22 protein-coding genes are annotated in these 23,985 nt (G+C 64.8%); 5 read left to right on the plus strand and 17 right to left on the minus strand.

Annotated elements, in window-relative coordinates:
* From M2432_RS01240 to M2432_RS01250, 3 genes are all read right to left on the minus strand, one after another.
* On the minus strand, positions 1–375 hold the full coding sequence (locus M2432_RS01240; RefSeq protein WP_280824911.1) for an NADH-quinone oxidoreductase subunit A: 375 nt from the start codon (positions 373–375) through the stop codon (positions 1–3).
* Positions 376–601: 226 nt separating this feature from the next.
* Entirely contained in the window at positions 602–994 is a 393-nt protein-coding gene (locus M2432_RS01245; RefSeq protein WP_280824912.1) for a hypothetical protein, read from the minus strand.
* Between the two features lie 4 nt (positions 995–998).
* On the minus strand, positions 999–2,342 hold the full coding sequence (locus M2432_RS01250) for a glycosyltransferase (RefSeq protein WP_280824913.1): 1,344 nt from the start codon (positions 2,340–2,342) through the stop codon (positions 999–1,001).
* 49 nt (positions 2,343–2,391) lie between these two features.
* Here M2432_RS01250 and M2432_RS01255 point away from each other — a divergent pair, with 49 nt between their 5' ends.
* On the plus strand, positions 2,392–3,051 hold the full coding sequence (locus tag M2432_RS01255; RefSeq protein ID WP_280824914.1) for a TetR/AcrR family transcriptional regulator: 660 nt from the start codon (positions 2,392–2,394) through the stop codon (positions 3,049–3,051).
* On the opposite strand, the gene M2432_RS01260 is transcribed toward M2432_RS01255, so the two are convergent.
* The 10 genes from M2432_RS01260 to M2432_RS01305 form a co-directional block, all read right to left on the minus strand.
* Positions 3,048–3,434 carry a nuclear transport factor 2 family protein gene (locus tag M2432_RS01260; protein WP_280824915.1) on the minus strand — a complete coding sequence of 129 codons (387 nt, stop codon included), beginning with the start codon at positions 3,432–3,434 and terminating at the stop codon, positions 3,048–3,050. The two genes, M2432_RS01255 and M2432_RS01260, sit on opposite strands and share 4 nt — an antisense overlap.
* Positions 3,435–3,436: 2 nt before the next feature.
* Positions 3,437–4,759: a phosphotransferase family protein gene (locus tag M2432_RS01265; protein WP_280824916.1), complete on the minus strand. Its 1,323-nt coding sequence runs from the start codon at positions 4,757–4,759 to the stop codon at positions 3,437–3,439.
* A complete protein-coding gene (locus M2432_RS01270; RefSeq protein ID WP_280824917.1) occupies positions 4,756–5,994 on the minus strand; it encodes an acyl-CoA dehydrogenase family protein in 1,239 nt (412 codons plus the stop codon). Before M2432_RS01270 ends, M2432_RS01265 begins: the two co-directional genes overlap by 4 nt.
* Positions 5,995–6,025: 31 nt before the next feature.
* Positions 6,026–6,640 (minus strand): TetR/AcrR family transcriptional regulator, encoded by a 615-nt coding sequence (locus M2432_RS01275; protein WP_280824918.1) that lies wholly within the window; start codon positions 6,638–6,640, stop codon positions 6,026–6,028.
* Positions 6,641–6,651: 11 nt separating this feature from the next.
* Complete coding sequence (locus M2432_RS01280) at positions 6,652–7,557, minus strand: hydroxymethylglutaryl-CoA lyase (protein ID WP_280824919.1); 906 nt, start codon at positions 7,555–7,557, stop codon at positions 6,652–6,654.
* Positions 7,554–8,753 (minus strand): CoA transferase, encoded by a 1,200-nt coding sequence (locus M2432_RS01285; protein WP_280824920.1) that lies wholly within the window; start codon positions 8,751–8,753, stop codon positions 7,554–7,556. Before M2432_RS01285 ends, M2432_RS01280 begins: the two co-directional genes overlap by 4 nt.
* Complete coding sequence (locus M2432_RS01290) at positions 8,750–9,940, minus strand: alpha/beta fold hydrolase (RefSeq protein WP_280824921.1); 1,191 nt, start codon at positions 9,938–9,940, stop codon at positions 8,750–8,752. Before M2432_RS01290 ends, M2432_RS01285 begins: the two co-directional genes overlap by 4 nt.
* A 2-nt stretch (positions 9,941–9,942) precedes the next feature.
* Complete coding sequence (locus M2432_RS01295) at positions 9,943–11,058, minus strand: homogentisate 1,2-dioxygenase (RefSeq protein ID WP_280824922.1); 1,116 nt, start codon at positions 11,056–11,058, stop codon at positions 9,943–9,945.
* Between the two features lie 150 nt (positions 11,059–11,208).
* The gene (locus M2432_RS01300) at positions 11,209–12,366 is read right to left on the minus strand and encodes an acyl-CoA dehydrogenase family protein (protein ID WP_280824923.1); all 1,158 of its coding nucleotides are present in this window, start codon (positions 12,364–12,366) and stop codon (positions 11,209–11,211) included.
* Between the two features lie 33 nt (positions 12,367–12,399).
* Positions 12,400–12,990: a TetR/AcrR family transcriptional regulator gene (locus M2432_RS01305; protein WP_280824924.1), complete on the minus strand. Its 591-nt coding sequence runs from the start codon at positions 12,988–12,990 to the stop codon at positions 12,400–12,402.
* Positions 12,991–13,279: 289 nt separating this feature from the next.
* Between M2432_RS01305 and M2432_RS01310 the strand changes: the two genes are divergently transcribed.
* Together M2432_RS01310 and M2432_RS01315 are read left to right on the plus strand one after the other, a co-directional pair.
* A complete protein-coding gene (locus M2432_RS01310) occupies positions 13,280–14,269 on the plus strand; it encodes an alpha/beta hydrolase family protein (RefSeq protein ID WP_280824925.1) in 990 nt (329 codons plus the stop codon).
* A 67-nt stretch (positions 14,270–14,336) separates the two neighbouring features.
* Positions 14,337–15,530, plus strand: coding sequence for a serine hydrolase (locus tag M2432_RS01315; RefSeq protein WP_280824926.1), 1,194 nt, complete (start codon positions 14,337–14,339; stop codon positions 15,528–15,530).
* Between the two features lie 33 nt (positions 15,531–15,563).
* Here the strand turns inward: M2432_RS01315 and M2432_RS01320 are convergent, their stop codons facing one another.
* Together M2432_RS01320 and M2432_RS01325 are read right to left on the minus strand one after the other, a co-directional pair.
* Positions 15,564–16,775: an acyl-CoA dehydrogenase family protein gene (locus M2432_RS01320; protein ID WP_280824927.1), complete on the minus strand. Its 1,212-nt coding sequence runs from the start codon at positions 16,773–16,775 to the stop codon at positions 15,564–15,566.
* A gap of 43 nt (positions 16,776–16,818) precedes the next feature.
* Positions 16,819–18,213, minus strand: a complete 1,395-nt coding sequence (locus M2432_RS01325) for an acyl-CoA dehydrogenase family protein (RefSeq protein ID WP_280824928.1) — start codon at positions 18,211–18,213, stop codon at positions 16,819–16,821.
* 460 nt (positions 18,214–18,673) lie between these two features.
* Here M2432_RS01325 and M2432_RS01330 point away from each other — a divergent pair, with 460 nt between their 5' ends.
* A complete protein-coding gene (locus tag M2432_RS01330; RefSeq protein ID WP_280824929.1) occupies positions 18,674–19,888 on the plus strand; it encodes a DUF2235 domain-containing protein in 1,215 nt (404 codons plus the stop codon).
* Positions 19,889–20,006: 118 nt separating this feature from the next.
* On the opposite strand, the gene M2432_RS01335 is transcribed toward M2432_RS01330, so the two are convergent.
* Together M2432_RS01335 and M2432_RS01340 are read right to left on the minus strand one after the other, a co-directional pair.
* A complete protein-coding gene (locus M2432_RS01335) occupies positions 20,007–21,692 on the minus strand; it encodes an iron-containing redox enzyme family protein (protein ID WP_280824930.1) in 1,686 nt (561 codons plus the stop codon).
* Positions 21,682–21,810: a hypothetical protein gene (locus tag M2432_RS01340; protein ID WP_280824931.1), complete on the minus strand. Its 129-nt coding sequence runs from the start codon at positions 21,808–21,810 to the stop codon at positions 21,682–21,684. The genes M2432_RS01335 and M2432_RS01340 overlap by 11 nt, the downstream gene beginning before the upstream one ends.
* A 254-nt stretch (positions 21,811–22,064) precedes the next feature.
* Between M2432_RS01340 and M2432_RS01345 the strand changes: the two genes are divergently transcribed.
* Entirely contained in the window at positions 22,065–23,963 is a 1,899-nt protein-coding gene (locus M2432_RS01345; protein ID WP_280824932.1) for a phospholipase D-like domain-containing protein, read from the plus strand.
* The last annotated feature ends 22 nt before the right edge of the window (positions 23,964–23,985 follow it).

A 23,985-nucleotide genomic window follows, 5' to 3' on the forward strand; every position in this document is an offset into this window, starting at 1 on the left:
TCAGTCCCAGTTCAATCCGCCGCGGCGCCAGATATATGCGTAGGCGACGAACACCGTCAGCATGAAGAGCAGCATCTCCACGACGGCGAATACCCCAAGGGAATCGAAGGAAACCGCCCACGGGTACAGGAACACGATCTCGATGTCGAATACGATGAACAACATGGCCGTCAGGTAGTACTTCACCGGGAACCGTTGCCCTGTGGTCTCATGACCAAGCGAGCCCGGTTCCATCGGTTCGATACCGCATTCGTACGCCTCGAGCTTGGCCCGGTTGTAGCGGCGCGGGCCGATCACCAGCGCGATGCCGACCGAACCTATCGCGAACACGGCCGCGATGGCGCCAAGCACCAGGATGGGGACGTAGACATTCATACCCTGAGTCGCTCCCTCGTCGGGCTGTCGATGTGAGCTAGCACACAGCTTAGCCGCGTTAACGGATGGGGTGGCGCATTTTGGATAGGATCGATCTTGAATCTACGGTGTTCCCGCGCAGACCTGCGCTTTGCGCGAAGATTGAACGGCCGCAGGCTATTTCATGCTGGTTAATTACCATTTAAGCGACGTCGACCGGCGTCGTCCGCGGTCGGCCTGTGAGTATCTAAACGCGGTTGGTCAATACGGCTACTACGGCTTCGCCGAGTCGGATCGGGTCGATCGGGTGCGGCACTGAGGCTTCGGCTCGTGACCATGACGCCAGCCAGGCGTCATCGGGCCGTCCGGTGAGGACCACGATCGGTGGGCACTGCGCCACCTCGTCCTTCAATTGTTTCGCCAACCCCATCCCGCCGGCCGGAGTGGCCTCACCGTCCAGGATCGCCAGATCGATATCGCCACCGCCCACAGTGTTGATCACCACGGGTGCCGTCGCCACATCAAGATAGGTCAGTTCCGGGAAGTCGGGGTGGACTCGGCGGCCCAGAGCAGCGCGCACCTGATCACGCGTGTTCGGGTTATCGCTGTACACCAGGATCTTCAGCGCAGTCTTGGCCACCCGATCAGGCTACGACCGAACCGTCATGCGGCGCGTCGTTTTCTGCCGACCCGGCCGGAGTTGTTGGGGTGCAAGGTGTTTGCGCAAGCTTGTCGACCAGTGCAGCCAGCCCGGCGAACCCGGGGGAGATGGCCATCTCGGCCCTGATCCGTTCACTCGCGCGCCGATAGCGGGAATCGTTCAGCACCGCGTGGATGGCCCCGTGCAGATCCCGCGGGGTCGGGTGCTCACTGCGGATGCGATGGCCGGCACCGGACCACGCGACCCGGGCACCGACCTCCGGCTTGTCCTCCTTGCCGCCTGTCGCGACGACGGGCACGCCGTAGCGTAAGGCGTGCTGGACGCCGCCGTAGCCGCCGTTGGTGACGTAAACCGCTGTGCGCGGCAATAGTTCGTCGTACGGCAGGTATGTGGCGGCGCGGGCATTTGCCGGCAGTGGCGGCAGGCTGTCGAGGGGACGGCCGCCTGTCGAGACGACTATGAGAACGTCCTCGTCGGCCAGTGCTCGCAGAGTGGGTGCGATGACCTGGCCGTAGTCGAGGTTGGCGACGGTGCCTTGGGTTACGTGCACCACCGGCCGCGGTCCGTCGAGGTCGGGCCACCAATCCGGGAGCGGCGTCGGCATGCTGGTGGCCGTCAGCGGCCCGGCGAAATACAGATTCGGCGGCGCATCGGACATCGGATACTCGAAGGAGGGAACGCTGAACTGCACGTACGCGTCGGTGTGCCGGCTCCAGCTGGTGAGCGTGAAGGGGATCTGGGTGCCGTGCACATCGTGGTAGGCCGTTTCGATGACCTGATGCGACTGTCGCAGCAACCGTCGATGGATGGCCGCCAGGACGGTATTGCGTTGCCGGTTGAAGAACCGGGCCGGCGGCAAGCCCATTCCGAATGGTGCGCTGTCCAGGCTTTCGAAGCAGACCGGGACGATGCCGCACATGATCACCGCCGGGCGATCGCGTCGTTGCTGTTCGAGCAGGAAAGCGGCGCCGAGGAACAGTGGGTCTGCGAGCACGACGTCGGCCGGTTTTGCCGAGAGTGCCGCCATCAGTGCGTGGTACTGCGCGGTGGAGGGCCGGGCGAACACGTGCTCGACGTCGAAGGCGATCGCCTTGGTGCCTTTGAGCTTGGCGCGCTGTGGAAACTGGTCGAACAACGACGCGTCGTCGAAGTCGGCTTCCTCGGGCAGCGGCATGAACGACGCGCCGACGGCGGTGACCTTGTCGGCGAACTTGCGGCCGGTGATGAAGCGGACGTCATCGCCGCGTTCGACGAAGCCTTTCGCCACGCTCAACAGCGGTGTCACGTGGCCGTGGGCGGGAATGCTGCAGATGACGATCGATGACATTCTGGCCCCTGGGGATCATCTTCGGTTGGTCAGCGTAGTATTCATTACTGTGACACGGCAGTCAATATCTAGGCGCGGGTATCGATCGGAGCTCAGGCAGCGTCAGGCCGAGGAAACCCGCACCCGCATCCTGTTCAGTGCGGCCGAACTCTTTGCCGCCGACGGATACGCGCGAACAACCCTGGCCAAGATCGCTTCCGTCGCGGGTGTGTCACCCGAGACCGTGCAGGGGCAGGGGTCCAAGGCTGCGCTCTTGATTGCCGCCCTCGAGTACACCGTGGTGGGCGTCAGCGGCGAGGAGAACGTCCTCAATCTGGAGCTCGGACGCCGTTTGCAAGCTGCCGCGAGTCCGTCCGACGCCGTCGAGCTGATCATCGCCGAGCAGACCGAGGCACACGAACGCAGCGCCGGGCTGGGGCTGGCACTGATCGGTGCTGCCAACGGCGATCCCGAACTGGACCGCTATCTGACCGCGCTGCTGGCGAGCGTCACCGAACAGCATCGTCGGCTGCTCGCGATCTTCCGTGACCGCGGATGGTTGCGTGACCAGATGCCGTTCGACGAACTGGTCGAAACATCCGCGGTGCTCTGCAGCATCGAGACTTTCATCCGGATCACCCAGCGTGACGGATGGACCGTGGACCGCTACCGAACCTGGCTGCGTCGGGTGATGACGAATATCATTTTCGTTGCGCCGCAACCGAATTAGAGCAGCGCCGCCATATCCCGCGGGTCGAAGTATTCGTCGATCCGGCTGATGAGGCCGTTGGCGCCGAGTGCGACGACGATGCAGACCCGCATCGCGATGGTCGCGCCGTCGGTGCCGGTGGCATGCAGGATGTGCTGTTGAACGAAACCGCCGTCGAAGATGCGCCGGTCCAGTATCTCGTAGCGGCGGACGCTGGTGCGGTTGATGAACCAGCAGATCACCGCGTACGCGCGACGGTAGTCGTTATCCTTCGGATCGCCGGAGTGCCACACGGCGATGTCGTTGTTCCAGAGTTCCTCGATGAGCGCGACGTCGGACTGCTCGATGGCCTCGAACAACCGATCGGCGACGTCGATGATGGCCAGTTCGTCGGTGACGGGCATGCTCACTCCTCCTGATAGCTGGGATGGGCAGCGGCCAACCGATTACTCACCAGCACCCTCAGACACGGCATGAGATCGTCGGCCCGGTCATCGAGATCGCCCCGCCGGATCGCTGTGGCCAGTTCTGCTTCGTCGGTAACGCAAAGCTTCGACAGGGCAGCGCTCGCCTCGTCGGACGAGCCGTTGTCTAGTTCGCGCTGCACCATCCGCAACGCGTTGGCCGCAACGCGGGCATGGTAGTTGACCTGGCCGTCGGTGGCGCCCCGAACATCGGTGTCGAGGAAGTCGGCGACCGCGGCGACGAGTTCTGCCGCGGTAGGACGGCCGTGCAGTACGCCGGAGGGATCTGGATGCGATTCGGTCGGCTTGGAGCGCGTGAACGCACCCGCATGGTCGGGGTCGATCAGGTTCAGCAGGTCCCACTCCGTCTCGCAGACCCGGCGTCCGATGGTCGCCAGCTCCACCGACGGGCTTTGCCCGGACAGATGGCGCTCGGCTTGGAAGCGGCAGATCACCCCCCAGCGCAGGGTGGCAAGCACCAGCCACCACCGGAACTCGTCCCGGTCGACCGTGCGGTCGCCGGTGTGTTCGTAGGCGGTCAGAAAATCCTCGATGCTGCCGAGTCCGCCTGCACCGAGAGACTTGGGGGCGCCGAACCGCCACGCCCGGATGCAGAACCACGCCAGGTCCTCGCAGGGATCACCGGCGTGGGTCAGTTCCCAGTCCAGCACAGCGGCCAGGCGTGAGCCGTCGATGACGAGATTGCCCATCCGAAAATCGCCGTGCACCAGGGTGGCAGGCCGGGATGCCGGTCGATTGCGCTCGAGCCAGCGGAACGCCCACTCGAACGTTGCGGTGGTGTCGTGCATCGCATCCAGTTCCGCGCGCCAGGCACCCAGCTGGTCCTCGCTGCTCAGCCCAGCGCCGGCAGGATCGGCCCGGTGAATGTCGGCCAGTGCGTCCGCGCACTGTGCCAACAGGGCAGCGCGGCCCGCGTCGTCCAGCCCGCGGAAAATCTTGCGGACGATGGTCTCGCCCGGGATTTCGGAACAGATCAGATAAGGGTTACCCAGCGGCTCAACAGAATTCGATGCCGCCAGGATATGCGGGACCGGAGCGCCCTGGGCGCCCGCGAGCTTCTGGACCGCAGCTTCGAGTTCCATCGAGGCATGCAGTTCATCGGGTGGGCCGGTGCGCAGGATCAGCGGCCGCTCGTCGGCCTTGAACGCCCAGGTGGTCCGGCTCGCCCCGCCCGTCAGCCGGGTCAGATCGGTCACCGTCGCACCGAGCACGGCGCCCAGCGCGTCTGCGAGAACAGCACTCATTTGCGGCCGAACTTGAGCATCCGCTGTGCTACCCGCCGGATCTGAATCTCCTCGGCGCCCTCGGTGATTCGGTACCGCCGGTGGTGCCGATAGATGTGCTCGAACGGTTCATGCCGGCTGTAGCCGATGCCACCGTGGATCTGCATGGCTCGATCGGCGGCCTCACACACCAGTCGGTTGGCCCGATAGTTGGCCATAGATACCTTGTCCGAGACCTCCATGTGGTGGTCGCGGTCCAGATGCCAGGTGGTGTAATACACCAGCAGGCGGACCATTTGGGCTTCGGTCTGTAATTCGGCCAGCGGCCACTGCACCGCCTGATTCACCGACAACGGCTTCCCGAACACCACTCGCTCACCGGCGTAAGCCGCGGCCCGGTCGATGCAGTACTGGGCAGCTCCAAGGCTGCTGGCGGCCTGCCGAATCCGGTTCTCGTGCAGGAAGGTCTGACCGACCTCCAGGCCGCGGTCGACCTCGCCGAGCACCGCGTCGGCAGGCACCCGAACGTCCTTGAGTTCGACTTCGCCGTGGTCGCTGGGCATGTTGAACGTCCACCAGTAATAGGGGACAGTGAACCCCGGAGTGTCGGTCGGCACCAGGAAAGCGGTTATCCCCGTTGCGGATCCGTCTGCGCCGGATGTGCGCGCGAAGATCAGGTCGTGGGTGGCGCGGTGCACCCCGGTGTTCCAGCGCTTGGCTCCGTTGATCACCCAGTCACCTCCGTCGCGGACCGCACGGGTCTCCATCCAGGTGGCGTCGCTGCCGTGGTCAGGTTCGGTCAAGCCGAACGCCATGGACCGCTTGCCGGTGATCATCGCCTCGACCCAGTCTTTCTTCTGGGCTTCGGTCCCGAACCTGCTCATCATGATGACCTGCGGGAAGTTCCCGACGATCGAAGACTCGTCCTGCAAATCGTTATGCAGGCCAAGGCCCTTGTGCGCCAGGTGTTCTCGGATCACAGCCATGTCCAGATTGCTGCCGTCGCGACCGCCGAACTCACTTGGCAGGCCGTATCGTAACCAACCGGCCGCATCGGCGCGCCGACGCATCTCGTCGAGCAGATCCTCCCATTCGCGCGCCGGCACGCCACCATTGTCGAGATCGGTGCGGGCGAACTCGCGACGCCGGTCGAAATACTGCATGTTTTCGCGTTCCAGCGGCTTGATCTCCGCCTCGATGAAGGCATCCATCTCGGCCAGCACGCCCGGAAGATGTTCCGGTAAAGCGAAATCCACTCTGATCTCTCTTTCTGCTGTGGGTGCTGCTCTACGAGCCGTACAGGGTTTTCTTCCAGATGGTGGACAGCGTTGTGATGGCGTCGGCATCACTGATCTGCAATTCGGAACCAGGATTGCCGACCACCACCACCGTGAAGTTCTCGAACAGCAGGGCGATGGCGGCCGCGATGTGTTCGGCGTTGAGGCCCTGAGCGTAGCCCTGCGCCTCGGCGTGTCGCACCGATTCGGCAACCACATCCATACCGAAGCGCCGGAACTCGTGCTGCACTTGGGCAAATCGCGGTTGGGTGGCACCAAGCTGGGCCACCGCGATCATGATGCCGATGTTCTGCTTGAACAGATTCCAGTACCCGGTGACCACGGTGGTGAAGTACTCGGTGTCCTGCGGCGAGGCCGGCAGGGGCACGTTCATTCCTGACGGGGCGACGATGTCGTGCAGGAACGACTCGGCCAGCGACGCCAGCAGGTCTTCCTTGTCATCGAAGTAGCGGTAGAACACCGCCGAAGACTTGCCCGCGGTCGACGTGATGTCGGCCAGCGTGGTGCCGTGAAAACCCCGTTCGGCAAACAGCTTCCGGGCTGCCAGCTCGATAGCCTCGCGAGTCTGGCGGCCCTTGGCGGTCAGGGAATCGGCCGGTGTCATGGGTGTCGGGCTCAGCTCACGATCCGGTCCCCGGCGCGCAGCAGCGCGCTGGGCAGTTCATGACCGACGACCCGCTGGGCCACCCGGGCTGCGTCGATGGCCCGGGTCAGGTCGACGTCGGTACCGATGTCGCTGTCCCGCAATAGATACACCAGGTCCTCGGTGGAGATGTTTCCGGTGGCGCCGGGCGCGAACGGGCAGCCGCCCAGTCCGCCCACCGAAGCGTCAAGTCGCGTCACGCCGCCCTGCACCGCGGCGTAGGCACTGGCCAGCCCGGCGCCGCGGGTGTTGTGGAAATGCCCGCCGAGCGGCAGTTCACCGATCACCGGGCGCACTCGTGCGACCAGGTCGGCGGTCCGGCGTGGGGTGGTGGTGCCGATGGTGTCCGCGATCGCCACCCGGTCGGCGCCGAAGTCCTTTGCCGCCGAGGCGATGTCGACCACCCGGGCCGGATCGGTCGGCCCGTCGAACGGGCAGTCCCAGGCCGTTGCGACGATCACCTCGATGCTGGCCCCACCATCGTGCGCAATGCCCGCGATGTCGGAGATCAGCTGGGTCGAATCGGCTGTCGACCGCCCGACATTGGCCTGGCTGTGGCCGTCGGCCGCGGACACCACGTATTCCAGCGACTGCATGCCGGCGGCAATCGCGCGGTGCGCACCGCCTGGACCGGCCACCAGTGCCGAGAACTCAACCCCCTCGAACCGCGGCAGTTCGGCTGCCAGAGCCGCCGCATCGGCCAAGGCGGGCACCTTCGACGGTGACACGAACGCCGTCGCCTCGATCTCCCGGACCCCCGTGGCCACGATGGCTTCAAGAAGTTCCAGCTTGGCGGCCAAGGGGATTGGGTCTTCCAGTTGCAGTCCGTCGCGCAGGCAGACCTCGCGAATGGTGACGTGGCTGGGCAGGTAGTTCACAGCACACCTTCCTCGTGCAGTGCCGACAATTCGGCGGCGCTGAGGCCAAGCAGCCCGCAGTACACCTCGCTGTTGTGTTGGCCCGGCTGAGCAGATCCGGCGTTGCGGATACTGCCTGGTGATTCGGTGAGCACCGGAACGATACCGGGCCCCTTCACATTTCGTTGTGCGCGCTCGTCCCAGTGATCGGCGATCATCCCGCGGGCCTGCAACTGCGGGTCCTGCACCACTTCGGCGACGGTGTTGATCGGTCCGCTGATCACCCCGGCCTTGGAGAGGGTGGAGATGATCTCGTCGGGCTCGCGTGAACCCGCCCATGCGCCGATGATCGCGTCCAGTTCATCCTGATTGCGTCCGCGGGCAAGATGATCGGCGAAACGCTCATCAGTCGCCAATTCGGGCTGGCCCATGGCGCCGCACAACCGGCGGAACACAGTGTCCTGGTTGGCCGCGATCACCACCCAGCTGCCATTGGCGCTCTGGTAGATGTTCGACGGCGCAATGCCTTCCAATCGAGTGCCCGACGGCCCGCGCACCACGCCGCCGACGTCATAGTCGGGAATGGTCGATTCTTGTATGGCCAAACAGCTTTCGGTCAACGCGGTGTCGACGATCTGTCCTTCGCCGGTAACCGTGCGCCGGTACAGCGCGGCGAGCGCGCCCTGCGCGGCGAACATCCCGGCCAAGCTGTCGCCCAACGACAACGCCAGCCGCGGGGGCGGACCACCGGGGAAGCCGTTCATGTGCCGTAGGCCGCTGGAGGCCTCGGCGACCGAGGCATATCCGGCCTTGCCCGCGTCCGGGCCGGTCTGCCCGTAGCCTGATACCCGCACCAGGATGATGCCCTTATTATGTTGGCGCAGAACGTCGTAACCCAGGTTCCACTTCTCCAGGGTGCCCGGACGGAAATTCTCTACGATGATGTCGGAGCGTTCCACCAACTGCAGGAACAGCTCCCGGCCCCGCTCCGTGCGCAGGTCCAGCGTCACCGCTTTCTTGTTGCGGGCATGCACGGTCCAGAAGAACCGGTGCCCGTCCAGCTCGGCTTGCCCCCAGGTACGCAATGGATCTGGCGAGGACGGCAGCTCGATCTTGAGCACCTCGGCGCCCATGTCGCCAAGCAGTCGGCCCGCGTAGGGCCCAGAGATCAGGGTGCCCAGTTCCAGCACCCTGATTCCGTCGAGCGCACCAGTCATAGCGAAAATCCATGCCGGTGCAGCCAATCCGTACAGATGGCCACTGCCTGACGCAGTGTGCCGCGCTGATCCGGCCCCGAGTAGTAGTGATTGGCACCGGGAATCTCGTGCATCTCCTTGTCCGGATGCCCGATTGCCTCAAACAACCGCCGCGTGTGGCTGGGCGTGCAGGCGTCATCGGCAAGGTTGCCGATCACCAGGGTCGGCACGGCGATATCCGGGCCGGCCTTCACCGCGTCACCGTTGGCGTCGTCGTAGCTCCACTGCGACAGCCAACTGCGCAGGGTGCAGAAGCGAGCAAGCCCGACCGGTGAATTGTTGACCACCTCAGGGTCGCCCAGGTAGCAAGTTCCCGGAGTGCGTTCGTTCGGGTCGACCGTCGGGTCCAACCAGCGCGGATCGGCCATGGTGCCGTGCACCACGAACCCGAACTCGTCGTCAGGCCGTCCCGCGGCCTTGAGTTCCGCCAGCTTCTCTTTGACCCACTTGGTGATTCGACGATTCCGGGCCACCTGTGCTTCGTGGTAACGCGCAAGGAACTCCGGGGTGTAGGGCGGCTGGTTCGGGTTGTTCGGGTTGTACAGATCCAATTCCGGATCACGTTTGGTCGGGTCGGCCTCGTCCAAGATGGATGCGTCCATCCACTCGGTCATGGTGCCGTGCCGACTGATGTGCGCGGCCAGCAGCATGACGCCGTCGGCCGGGATCAGCCCCAGTTTGGTCAGGTCGGGTCCGTCGCCAGACGGGCTGGCGGTCACGGTCGGGTTCTGGGCCTGCTGCTGATAGAACACAGACAGAGACCCGCCACCACTCCAACCGCCAAGCACCACCTTGGTATAGCCGAGCCGGTTCTTTGCATCCTTGATGCACTCTCCAAGGTCTTCGACCACCTTCTCCATCAGCAACGCCGAGTCGGTACCGCGGAATCGACTGTTGCAGTAAATGACATGATGCCCGGCGCGAGCCAAAGCATTGATCATCGGCAGGTAGGCCCCGCCGCCGATCGGATGCATGAACACCACCACGGTGTCGCTCGGCTTGTCCTTCGGCTTGAGCAGATAGCTCTCCAGCACGACGAGCTCGGCCACGCCGCCGTACACATCGCGGACCGCCGAGTTATTCTGGTACGCAACCAGATACGGGATGCGCTCGTAGTCGTACTTGACCGGTGCCTCGGTTGTTGTCATTTCTAGTGTTGCCCCAGATCGTTAGCGAGAATTTCGGCGGACGGGATGAGACGACGACGGGTGTCGATGGCGATCACCGACCAGTCGACACGGTCGTAGTCGTCGAACTTGCGGCGGGCCCGTTCCCGAGCTTTCTCCGGTGCACCGTGGTGAACTCCTTGCGGTGCATGGGAAATCAGGCCGGGCGGCATCGGAATGCCGTACAGCGATCCGCCGTGGAAGAACGCGATCTCGTCGTAATCGACATTGCGGTGATACCACGGGGTGCGCTCGGTGCCCGGCACGCTTTCGGCGGGCTTGGGCAGGAAGTTCATCACATAGACGCCGGTGGCCTGCATGAACAGGTGCACCGTTGGAGGTAGGTGCACGCTCTCGGAGGTAATGACGGTGTAGTCCTCGATGTTGAAGGTGAACGGGAAGTTGTCTCCGCGCCAGCCCTCCACGTCGAGCGGATTATGTTGGTAGAACAAAGAAGTGGAGCCCGACCCCTGGATTTCTGAGTGGATGAGGCGGACCTCGTACTCTTCTCGGCCGTCGTCGTCGATCGGAGCGGGCTCGGGGATGGTGACCTGAGCTGGGTCGAAAGGGAAGTGCCGCCCCAGGGTGCCGGCCGGCGGCACCCGGAAATCGTCGGTCGCCTGGATCATGAGGAAAGTGCTCGCACCGCCCTCGCCACTGTCGGGCACCTGGCGGAAAGTGCACGCCTTGGGGATGTACACCCAGTCGCCCTCGCGGTAGGGCAGGGGACCGAACTCGGTCTCCAGCAGGCCGGATCCCTTGTGCACGAACACAAGTAGATCGCCGTCGACGTAGCGGACGAAGAAGGGCATCGGTTCGCTGCGTCGGCTCAGAAGCACCTGGCAGTCGGCGTTGGAGAACATCAGCAGTGGCCCGCCATGCGCGTCGGTAGCGTCGCTGGGCTTGAGCTCACTGGAAAGCACATCCGTGGGACGCAACGGTCCGACAGTGCGGTAGGCGGTGGGGTCGTTGCGCCGGTACATGTTGGCGGTGCGCCCGACGAAACCGCCACGACCCAATTCGTCGTCTTTGAGTCCGTCTAGATCGGCATGCACTCGCTTCGGTGTCTTGCCTTTGCGCAGGTGAACGAAGGATTCCATGAGCGGCTCCTGGGGATCTGGCGGCGAAACTGAAAGTGACTTTACTTTTTGTTTACGGGCGTGGCAAGGGGTGGCTACAGTCACGCGGAGAAGTTGCGCATGCCTCCGCGTGACCCAAAGCGCGTCGAAAGTGCTACTCGCCCAGCGGTTTCAGATCATGGACGTACGCGGGATTCGCAGGCCGAGGGCGAGCGCCCCGGCCAGTTCCCGGCTGGTGTCGTAGTCGAACACCACGTGTCCGGCCAGCATGTCCACGTCGCGCTTGAACCGCTGCAGAGGACTGGACAGGAAGTGGATGCTCGCCCCGCCCGCGGCCAGCAGATCACTGATCACCGCACGCGATTCGGTGACGATATGGGCCGCCGCCAGGCGGGCCTGCGCACGCACCGGCTTGTCGACCGAGTCGCCTGAGGCAACTATTTCTTCTATCTCTCCGACTGTGTCGGAGAGCAGCCCGCGCAGGGACCGCAGCCGCACCTGTGCACCGGCCAGGTGGGCCTGGGCGATCGGCTTGTCCTTCTGCATCACGCCCTCGTAAGGCAGGACGCGCTCGGCCAGACGTTCGGCATAGATTTCCGTGACGCGTTCGGCGCTGCCGAGGGCCGGCATCGCCGCCAGCAGAGCCAGTGCGGGCACCATCGGCCAGCGGTACGTGGCGCTGTCGTGCAGTCCGGCGCCCGGTGCGGTGCCGGCATAGATATCGGTGACTTTGACCAGGCGGTGCTCCGGCACGAACGCGTCCGTGGCGATGGCGTCATTGGATCCGGTGGCGCGCATGCCATCGGTATGCCAGACGTCGTCGACCGTGACATCGCTCATGGGTAGTAGTGCCAGGGCGGGGTACAGGCCGTCGTCCGGTCCGCACAACGCGGCCACGATGATCCAGTTGCCGTGCATCACGCCGGTGGCCCACGACCACCGCCCGGTCAGCCGGACCCCGCCGTCGGCTGGCAGGCCGCGACCGGTCGGGGCCAGTGGGGCCGGAGCCAAGAACGGTCTGCTGCCGAAGGCTTCCTGTTGGGCTTGTTCACCGAACAACGCCAGCATCCAGTTGTGCAGGGCGAGGAAACCGATAGTCCAGGCGCTGGACGTGCAGCCGTGGGCGAGTCGGCGGACCGGATCGAGGATGGCCGGGAAAGGAGCTTGCCGGCCGCCGTAGCGAGCCGGCACCAACAGTTCGGTGAATCCGGAGGCGACCAGGTCGCGGACTGTGTCATCGGGGAGCCGGCGCAATTGTTCGGCCTCTGCCGCACGCTCGGCGAGCGCAGCGACGAATTCGTCTGTGATGGCGGCCTGCGCACTCAGCATGACGCGGACCGTACCATACCTTTTAGTACGGAATTATCTGGTGAGCATGAGGTCGAGGAATCGCTCGCTGCGGGCGGCCAGTCGAGGGTGCGGGGAATGGCCGGATAGATGTAGGAAACCGATCCCGACGGCAAAGGTGGCGTCGGCGCGCAGTTCGGCCTCCTCGGCGTCGAAGCCGTAGTCCTGGAAGGCCTGTCGGACCGCCGCCAGGATCCGCCGGTCGGCGGCCCGCACGCTTTTGGCAACTGCCTGGTCAGACCGCGCCCACTCTCGCATCGCCCGCTCGAGTGTCCAGTGCCGCGGGCTGACCAATGAACTCATCATCTGTAGCAGGCGATCTCGCGGCGGCAATGTGCCGATGTCGTCTATGTGGCTACGTTCGGCGTCCCGGAGTTCACCCCACCCTTGGATAAGCGCCGTGCGATAGGCGGCCATGTTGCTGAAATGCCAATAAAAGCTGCCCTTGGTGACATCGAGGCGAGCGCACAGCCGATCGATCTTCAGCGCTTTGATGCCTTCCTCGGCCAGGATCGAATACCCGGCCGACAACCAATCGTCGACGCTGAGTCGACTGGCCGGCCGCGTTTCCGGAGGCGCGCCGAAGTCGGGCGGATCGCTCGTCACGAACGGCAGCCTACGGCCGGATAAACGGCCGATAAACGCGAAAGTTACGAAATTCCGAAATGGTCCGCTATCTGCAACAACCTGGTCTCGGGGAGTTATCAAAGGTTTCCCGAGCGTGCGAACCCGTGTTTTACTGCCCTGGGACAATTCAATCCTGAGGTTCGCTTGGTTCCAGTACCAGGCCGGGCGAGCCGTACGCGACTGTGACCCACGTCATGGCCGTGCCACGAGCGCTGTTTGGCGCCCTTGGGCGTGTCATCAGGTACCCGATACTGAATGGGAATTGTGAATGTTCGTTGACAAGATTCGCGGCCGCTGGGCTCGCAGGGTCCTGGGTGTCGTCTCGGCAGCCGTCCTGCTCCCGGGCATGATCGGACTTGCGGGCGAGACTGCCACCGCCGGTGCGTTCTCCCGCCCCGGTCTGCCAGTTGAGTATCTGCAGGTGCCGTCGCCCGCGATGGGGCGCGACATCAAGGTGCAGTTCCAGAGCGGTGGCCCGGGTTCGCCGGCTGTGTACCTGCTCGACGGTCTGCGGGCCCAGGACGACTACAACGGTTGGGACATCAATACCCCGGCCTTCGAGTGGTACTACCAGTCCGGCCTGTCGATCGTCATGCCGGTCGGCGGGCAGTCCAGCTTCTACAGCGACTGGTACCGGCCCGCCTGCGGTAAGGCTGGTTGCCAGACCTACAAGTGGGAGACCTTCCTGACCTCGGAGCTGCCGTCCTGGCTGGCCTCGAACCGTGAGGTCAAGTCCACCGGTATGGCCGCGGTGGGTCTGTCGATGGCCGGTTCGGCAGCCATGACGCTGGCCATCTACCACCCGCAGCAGTTCATCTACGCAGGCTCGATGTCGGGCTTCCTGAACCCGTCCGAAGGCTGGTGGCCGTTCCTGATCAACGTCTCCATGGGTGACGCCGGTGGCTTCAAGGCCGACGACATGTGGGGCAAGACCGAGGACCCGAACAGCGCATGGCAGCGCAACGACCCGATGGTCAACATTCCCAAGTTGGTGGCCAACAACACCCGCCTGTGGGTCTACTGCGGTAACGGCAACCCGAGCGAGATCGGTGGCGACAACGTCCCGGCCAAGTTCCTTGAAGGTCTGACCATCCGCACCAACCGCACCTTCCAGGACAACTACCTGGCCGCGGGCGGCAACAACGCCGTGTTCAACTTCCCCGACAGCGGTACCCACGACTGGGGCTACTGGGGACAGCAGCTGCAGGCCATGAAGCCTGACCTGCAGCGTGTGCTGGGCGCCAGCGCACAGTCGTAAGCATCGCGCAAGCACTGCGAGCAGGGCCCCGGGTTAATCCTGGGGCCCTGTTTCGTTGTCTCGGTGCATGATTGATGATTGGGTGGTGACGTCGCAACCCATTCACGACGATGATCAGCCACCGGACCCGCAGCACATGCTCACCTGGAGTCAGGCCGAGCGGGTCATCGGTTTTCGCAACACCTACCGTGCCTACCCCGGGACGACATTCCGTCGTGCGTCCGCGCGGCCTCTGCCGGTTTCGGCCAGGCCGTTGATCGACGTGACGTACACCTTCGACGGCACGACCTACCACCTGGCCGATTACCTGAGCCGGCAGGACGTGACCGGGCTGCTGATACTCAAGGACGGCCAGGTTGCCCATGAGTACTACGGCGCCGGAAACACCGCATCGACACTGTGGACGTCGCGATCCGTTGCCAAATCGGTGGTTTCGACGTTGATCGGGGTCGCGGTCGCCGACGGGGCAATCAAGTCGTTGGAGGACCAGTTGAGTATCTACAATCCGGAATTGGCCGGAACTGCCTGGGACGGTGTCACCGTCAGACAGTTGATGCAGCACACCTCGGGAGTGCAGTGGAACGAGGACTACACCGACCCGGATTCGGAATTCGCTCGTCTGACTCGGTACGAGGCGGGCACGGGAGTCTACGACGCGGTCAGCGCATTGGTGCGAAACCTCAAGCGGTGCCCTGGGATTGAGCCCGGCGACTTGTGGTCATACAACAGTGGTGGAGCCTGGCTACTGGGCGACATTCTGGAGAAGGCCACCGGTATGTCGATTGGCCGGTACCTGGAGCGAAAGGTCTGGATTCCCTTCGGCATGGCGGCCGACGGCGTCTGGCACAGTTACGAAGGGCATGACACCGGCGCGCACGGATTCAATGCGACGCTGGGGGATTGGGGCCGGTTCGGGCTCTTTGTCTTGGGCGAAGGGACTCTGCCGGGCGGCGAGAAAATCCTGCCCGAGCACTGGCTGCGGGATGCTTCGCACTGGGTGCGCGCCGAAGGTTCGGTCTCAGCTGAGCGCCCGAATGGAATCTACGGATACCAATGGTGGAACAACGATGTGCCAGCGACATCGCTTGGTAATGAAAGCCTATGGGCACTAGGGATTTTCGGTCAGATCTTGGCGATCAACCGCCGGGAGAACATCGTCATGGCGCAGTGGTCCACCTGGCCGCAGGCCGAGCCGTCGTTTGACCGGCAACCGCACGAGGCCGCGCTGATGTTAGAGGCGATCGCGACTGCGCTGAGGTAGCCCGGACGTACTGCCGGGCTACCGCAGCGGGTGTCACTTGAGTTGCGCCGACGACAGGCCCAGCAGTCGTCGTGCCACCACGAGCTGCTGAATCTGCTGTGTGCCCTCGAAGATGTCGAGAATCTTGCTGTCGCGGGCCCACTTCTCCAGCAGCATCTGCTCGGAATAGCCTGTGGTGCCGGCCAATTCGACGGCTTTGAGAGTGATGTCGGTGCCGACGCGGGCGGCCTTGGCCTTACCCATAGAGGCCTCTTTGGAGTTGGGCACCTTGTTGTCGGCCTGCCACGCCGAGCGGATGGCCAGCAGGTAACCGGCCTCCCAGTCGGCTTCCATCCGGAGGAACTCGGCGGCCGGAGCGCTCTGTGCATGCGCGGGCTTGTCGTAGGAGATCTCGATGCCGGCATCGGTCAGAATGGTGCGCAGCTCCTCCAGCGCGGCACGGGCAACACCTATGGCCATTGCCGCCACCATCGGACGGGTGTTGTCGAAGGTCTCCATAACCCCGCCAAATCCCTTGTCCACCTTGACTTCCGGATCACCGATCAGGTTGTCCTTGGGGATGCGGCAGTTGTCGAACCGGATCACCGCGGTGTCGGAGGCCTTGATGCCCAGTTTGTGTTCGAGGCGCTCGACGATCACGCCGGGGTGCTCACGCGGCACCACAAACGACTTGATGGCCGCGCGGCCGAGGGACTTGTCCAGCGTCGCCCACACCACGATGTGGGTGGCACGCGATCCGGCGGTCACGAAGATCTTCTCGCCGTTGATGACGTACTCGTCACCGTCGAGAACCGCGGTGGTGGTGACCGCCGCCGAGTCCGATCCGAAGCTGGACTCGGTGATTGCCATCGCGGCCCAGACTCGTCCGAAGCGCTCGAGTTGTTCCTTGGAGGCCACCGAGGAGATCGCAGCATTGCCCAGCCCCTGGTAGGGGACGGTCAGCAGCAGGGCGACATCGCCCCAGCTGATCTCGATGGCGTTCAGCAGCGCAGACATGTTGGCGCCGTTGATGTTCGCTTTCTTGCTCTTGTTCTCGTCGCTGGAGAAACCGGCTCCGGCGAACGAGATGGTGTTGGCTTCTGAGATACCTTCGAACAGGTCGTTGAGGGTAGCCAGTTCCACCGGGAAAGTGTGCTCGGCCAGGTCATATTTGCGCGAGATCGCCCTAATCACCTCGGCGGCACCTCGGTGGCTCATCTCGCTGACGGCCTGGAGCTTGCGGGGCATTTCCAAATTAATTGCCATGATTGGTCTTTCGCTTGAACAGAGTTGGGTCTAAAGGGCCGGTCTACAAAACGACGACACCCTCGGCGACGCCGATTGCCCGCAGATCGCGGTACCAGCGTTCGACCGGGTGCTCCTTGGTGTAGCCGTGGCCGCCGAGCAACTGCACGCCGTCCAGGCCGATCTGCATGCCCTTGTCGGTGGCGAACCGCTTGGCCAGCGCGGCCTCTCGGGCGAAGGTCATGCCCTGTTCGGCGCGTGCAGCGCCGCGCCAGGTGATCAGCCGCAGTCCGTCGAGCTCGATCGCGATGTTGGCGCACATGAATGCAACGGCCTGGCGGTTGGCGATCGGCTCGCCGAACGCCTCGCGCTCCTTGATGTAGGGGATCACGTAGTCGAGCACCGCGTGCGACGTGCCGACAGCCAGTGCGGCCCAACCCAATCGAGACAGCGCGATGGCCTCAGAGAAATCTGCGTCGGTTGCTTCGTCCTCGCCGAGTCGGTTGTGCAGCGGGACCGCGACGTTGTTGAGCTCGATCTGGCCCAGTGCCGCCGCCCGGATGCCCATGCTCGGGTCGGCCTTGACGGCCAGGCCCTCGGCGGCGGACTCCACGATGAACAGCGCCGGCTTGCCGTCGAGCTGCGCGCCGATGATCAACAGCTCGGCTTCGGCGGCTGCGGGTACCAGGGACTTGACGCCGTTGAGGCGGTACCCGCTCGGGGTACGTACCGCGGTGGTCTTCAGGGCCGTCGGGTCGAACAGTGCATGAGGTTCGGCGATGGCCACACACGCCTGCGGCACGCGCTCCCCGGAGAACGACGGCAGGTAGGTGGCCTGCTGGCCGGCGCTACCCCAGTGCGTCAGCGCCGAGGCGACGCCGCCGGGCGCCAGGATCGGCAGGGCCAGACCCATGTCGCCGTACGCCAACGCCTCGGCCACAAGGGCGGTGGTGACGGTGCTGCGGTGGGAGGCGATGCCGTCGAAGTCCTCGGGCACATTGAACGCGGTGATGCCGAGCTCGGCGGCCTTGGCGATCAGATCGGCCGGGAAGGTGGCCGACTCATCAGCATCGTGAGCTGCGGGCCGCAGGATTTCCGCGGCGAAGTCTCCGACTGTCTCGATGATCATCTTCTGCTCATCGTCGGGCGTCAGATCGAAGTAGTCCGAGCCACCGGGCTTGAGCCGCGTCGGAGTGGCGGTCAGGCCCTGGACGCGCTTGAACTGACGACCGGTCGCGCCGATGGCGGAGAAGCCGGTTTTGACGCCGTAGCGGAGCCCGCGGTTTAGCGGATTGCGCAGGTTGTACTTGTCCAGGAACTCCTGGCCTACGAACGGGGTGATCAGCGCAAGGCTGACATCAATTACCGATCGCTTGTGCTTTTGCAGGCCGATGGCGCTCTCCGAACCGTTGCGCTTGGGGCGCTGCGGGGTGCCGTTCTGGGTGGGGGCGTTGGTCATGTCGACAGCCTCGAGTCGTTGGGGCAGTTCGTTATGACCGTATCTTACTCCTGAGTAAGGTACGGGGCCGGTGTTATTTAGTTCACACGAAGATGGGCTGTTGCGGCCAACAGAGTGGAACATGCGCCGGCCGTCGTCGTGGTGCGCGCCTTCCGTCGCGCCTCGAGACAGATTCTGGGACGTAGAACGGCAACCAGGTCGGCAGCACCACGGCCAGTGCGCTCGCCGATGGCGGCGTTGCCATGTGTAGTCGACTACCCGAATCGGGTGGCCGCTGCCGGGATGTCAGGCCCGCCAACCGACCCGACGGCGAGGCGCGGTGTCGTGGACCGTCGCGAAGTGCAGTAGTCGACTACGCACGCGCGCCGGCGCGCGGCGTCGGAGACTGAACTGCACTCGGCTGAGACGTCCAGACCAACGACGGGGCTTGGGTGTCCGGCCCATCAGGCAAGGAGGAGCGATGAGCCAGCCACGCAATCTGGTGGTGTGCTTGGACGGGACGAACAACGAACCAGCCCACGGTGCCACCAACGTCGCACGGATCTATGGTTCGGCGCGCCAGGATGACCGTCAGTTGGTCTACTACGACCCGGGTGTGGGCACCGTCGGTGGGCTGGATACCGTGACGCCCCACCTCGACGCTGTGAAACAGGTCTGGGGTCTGGCAACCGGCTATGGCATCCGCGAGAACATCGCGCAGGCCTACGGTTGGCTGGCCGACAACTATCGGCGCGATGACCGGATCTTCGTGTTCGGTTTCTCCCGGGGCGCCTACACCGCCCGGGCCCTTACCGGGATGTTGCGGACGGTCGGACTGTTGCATCCTGACAGCGCCAACATGGTCCCTTATGCCTTGAAGCTCTTCGCCCAAAGCGGGCCGCTGGGCTCCGCGGACGCCGACCCCGACGGCCCACCCGATCCGAGTGCCGCGGAAGCCGAACGGCAGTTCTGGCGGCAGCGGGCGGATTTCCGGATCCAGTTCACCAATCCCGACTTCCCGCACCCGTTCGACACCACCCGCAACCAGGTGCACTTCCTCGGGGTATGGGACACCGTCAAAACCGTTGCCTGGCTGGACTTCTGGGGAAAACTCACGGTGGCCCGCTGGCCGTTCACCGCGAAGGTCAGCAACGTCGGCACCGCCCGGCACGCCATGGCCATCGACGAGCGGCGGCACTTCTTCGAAGTGAACCGGTTTGACCCGGCGCTGGTCGCGACCGACCCACAACGCTTTCAGGAAGTGTGGTTCACGGGGGTACACAGTGACGTCGGCGGCCAGTTCCCCGACCACCGATTGTCCGACCTCGCGTTCAGTTGGATCGCCGCCGAAGCTCACACCGCCGGCCTGGCGATCAACACCAGGCGCTACCAGCGCCTGGTTGGAACTGCGTTCGGCCAACCGCTGCCACCTGACGACTGCCTCGGCGCATTGCACCCCAACACGTGGCCGTGGTGGCTGCTCGGCGGCTGGCGACCACGGAGGATCCAGCCGGGGGACAACGTGCATTGCAGTGTGCGGCAACGGATCACCGAAACTGCGAACAAACCAGACCCCTACCATCCCACGCTGCCGGCGAACGTCAGCTGGGTGACCGACGCCGTAATGCAGTCACCGGCCGCCGATGCGTCCCCGCGTGCGAAGGACGCTGTGCCGACGGCCCAACCCGTGCCGTAGGGAGGACGGCCGGAACCGGCTAAACCGGATGGTCGGCGACCGGCATCGTTGCGAGGATCACGGTTACCGACGTCTGGCTACCGCATCCGGCCGGCGGGGTATCCGACCACTGCATCGGTCAGTGGACGCTGCCGGAACCGTGGATGCGACCGTGGGGATGGGCGGCCACCCGGTCGGCGGGCGTCAGCAGCGTGATGGGACGCGCGGCGGGCTCCGCGTCGGGAGCCGGGCAGCCGGCGTTGATCCAATCGGTGATTTTTGTGGCGCCCGATGCAGCGCCTGGCACGCCGGGGGCTGCATCGGCCAGCAACTGGGCCATCGCGTTGTTCCCGCGGACGATCTCGGTGATCAGCCGGCTGTGTTCGGCGTCGCCGGCGATCACCCACTGCGATCGGGCCAAGGTGGCCAGGAACTCCGCTGTGGGCCGCTCGAACCACCAGGCCACCGACTCGCTCCGCGGCTTTCCGGGGCAGTCGGGGTCATCGTCGGTCAACAGGACGCTTTGGTGGGCGGCGACGCCCTGTTGGCGCGTGCGCAGGGCGTCGATCAGCTGTTGCATCCGTCCGGCCGCCGAATCCGGTGCCGGTGCCGGTGCCGGTGCGGGAGTAGATGCGAGGGTGGCGAACCAGGCACGCCAGCTGTCCAGCTCGGCGTCGGTAAAGATGCGGAACATCGGTCCTGTAGGGGTGGTCAGTTCGAAAAACGGGCTGTGTGCCGGGTCGCCGGGGGTGACCAGTCCGCACTTGACCAACGCGTCCATCAGGGCTGGCGGATCGGCGAACAGATCGTTGATCAGCTTGCCGCCCAATGTTTTTGAGCCGTGGTTCAGCCGCGCGATCGGCGCCCGCGCGGTGATCATCGCGGCGACCGCGTCAGCCGGTGACAGCTGTTGGCGGCGCTGCTTTTCGGCAACTTGATTGGCCAGGTCGCCGGTCGTCGCGAACGCGACGTAGCCGTCCCAGATCCGGGCCCAGAGCTGCTGCACGGCGTCGTCTCCGGAGTCGATTCGGACCTGCTCGAGGTAGACCTCGACGGCGCGCAGCGCTTTGGCACCGTGGCCGGTGGCGGCGTTGTCGATCGAGACGTGGACCTCGTAGAACTCGGTGTCCAGCCCGAAGTGCTGATTGAGCAGCACCATGTTCTTCAGCTCGATGGAGCCCCATTCCAGGTACAGCGTCATGCCGAGCAGTTCGGGCAGGTAGTGCTGGGGGAACTGGGAGACTACAAGCTGAAACAGCGGCAGGGTGAACGCGGCGTCCACGATGTCCGGATTGTCGGTGTAGGGGCGGGAACGGATGTCCGGTAGGTCGAAGCCCGCGCTGCGTAGCAGTTTGGTGTAGAGGTTGGGGTGGTTGAGGGCGGGATCGCCGTCGCCGAGTTCGTCGGCGTAGATCGAGAACAACAGGGCGTGCAACTCGTCCATCGGACCGACCTGGGCGATGGTCCGCAGCCACGCGCCGTCGGTCTGGTTGAACGGGGCCATCTGCAGCAACCATTCCAGGACATCGTCTTTGGTCCGCGCCGTCCAGCTCTGCTGGGTCTCGTATTCGGAGACGTCCTTGGCGAGGCCTTGATAGATCGTGTTCATCCGCGTTTCGAAGTCCTGCGGGGTGTAGGCGAACGGACGCAGTTCGTCTTCGAGTCCCGGCTTGGTCTGCCTGTCGCGGGCCGCGTGCAGGTAGCCGTCGGCCAGGGTGCGCGCGGTTGGCAGGAAGCCGTCGTAGGAGTCCAGATTGAGCATGATGTGGAAGTAGTCCCGGTCTTTGAGACCGGTGTAGGCATCGACGCCCGGATCAGCGGCCACCGGAGCCACCTGCGGCCGCGGGCACCGTCACGTTCGCGGTGCCGGTGAGGTTCACTGCGGTGATGTCGGTGATCTCAACGCCCTTCCTGGACGGCGGGTAGGTTGCACTGCTGGCCATGGTGATCCCCTCGAGGTGGTAGACGCTGGTCCCCCGTCGACGTTAGAGCCACTGCTGGGGCGTGGGTGTACGTAGTGGACTACGCAAATTGCGCCGCGCCGCCCCTTGATTCTGTGACTTCGTGGCCGACGTGCTGAAACGCGCGGGAGTCGTTCGAATTTGCGTAGTCGACTACGCATGCCTGTCAGCGGCGAGTGGCGCACGCTGGCGACAGTGACGCGGATCGGCCGCGCACCGCCGGAAAGGACGCCCTGATGTCACCCGTTCGCGCCACCAGCGACCTGATCGCCGTTAACGCCTTCCGCGGCGACGCCAAAACTCTGCTCGCCTTCGACATGACCACCGATGCTGCGCGCACAGGGTTGGCCGGCTTCACCATTGAGGTGCAGCCGCCTGGCGTAGCACCGTACTTCGTCGACAACAATCTGCGGCTGGCCCCCGACCCCAAGCACGCGCAGGTCGCCGATCAAACACCGTTCGCCAGCGTCAACGCCCCCATCCACAAGTTCCGCTGGGTGCACGTCCCGGGCCTGGTGCACCAGGGCGGCGACCCGGCCTTCGGCGACTACACCTACGTGGTGACGCCGCGGTACTTCACCGCCGACGGGGCGCTGCAGGCGCTCGATCCGTCGACCAGCGTGTCAATCGGGGTGCCGGTGGGCCCGTTCCAAAAGGGGGCGCTGAAAGTCGCCTTCACCCGCGGCTACGTGCAGTCCCAGGCGTTCGTGCGGCATTTCGGCCCCAAGCTGCAGATCCGTCCGGCGGACGCCGATCTGCTGTTCGACACCTCGGCGACCGCCGGGACCGACGGCAGCGGCCAGAGCTACACCTTCGCCGAGGAATACCAGTGGCTGGGGTTCACCGCCCGCCAGCAGGTGTTCGACCTGCTCGCCGAGGTCCAGGCGGATTCGACGCTCTCACTCGACGTATTCGCCTACGACCTCAACGAACCCGACGTGTGCGCGGCCCTGCTGAAACTCGGTGCGGCCAAACAGGTCCGGATCATCCTGGACAACGCCGCGTTGCATCACAACAAGGCCAAACCGACCTCGGAAGATCAATTCGAGACCGAGTTCGACGCCCAGGCCGGCGCCGATTCAATCAAACGGGGCAAGTTCGGCCGCTACGCCCACGACAAGGTGTTCGTCGTCTCCGACAAGGACGGACCGCGCACGGTGCTGACCGGGTCGACGAACTTCTCGGTTACCGGCCTGTACGTCAACGCCAACCATGTGCTGGTCTTCGATGACCGCCAGGTCGCCGCCGCCTACGCCAATGTCTTCCAGGAGGCCTGGGACACCGGTGTCAAGGCCGCGCCGTTCGCCGGCTCGCAGTGGGCCGCAGCACCATTCACTTTCGGTGCGGCCGACGGTGCCGTTCCGCCGACCTCGATCACGTTCTCCCCACACACCGAAGACATCGCTTCCGGCATCCTCGGCGCCCTGGTGGACCGCATCAAGGCCGAAGCCGGACAGCCCGGCGGCGCACAGGGGTCGGTGTTCTTCGCAGTGATGGAACTCGGCGGCGCCTCCGACAACCCGGTCTATGACGCACTCAACGAAATCCACACCGACCCAAGTGTTTTCAGCTTCGGTATCTCCGATTCACCCAAGAGTGTGTCGTTGTATCTGCAGGGCCAGAAGACCGGACTGCTGGTCAGCGGCCGGCCCGGCGGCACCCTGTTGCCGCCGCCGTTCAACCAGGTGCCTCAGTTCGCCGGCCACGAGATCCACCACAAGTTCGTCGTGTGCGGCTTCCGCGGCACCGATCCGGTGGTGTACTGCGGGTCGTCGAACCTGGCGCTGGGCGGCGAACAGGCCAACGGCGACAACCTGCTGGCAATCCGTGACGCCGACGTGGCCACCGCGTTCGTCATCGAGGCGCTCGCCCTGGTCGACCACTACGAGTTCCTCGACGGGGTCAGCAAGAAGTCCGGATCCTCACCGCGGGACGTGGCCGACACCGGGGCCAGTGCCGGCGCGGCCACCGCGGCGGGTTGGGTACTGGGCACCACCGACGCCTGGACCGAAAAGTACTTCGACACCAACGATCTGCACTGCGCCGACCGGCAGTTGTTCGGCGCCCCGTCGCCCGGCGACGACGGCGGCCAGAGCGCCGCAGTCGCCGCACACCCCAGACACGGACGGGGCTAGACACCGCCCCATGGCCCGGCGC

It is taken from the genome of Mycobacterium sp. OTB74, from assembly GCF_029892685.1.
Lineage (GTDB): Bacteria > Actinomycetota > Actinomycetes > Mycobacteriales > Mycobacteriaceae > Mycobacterium.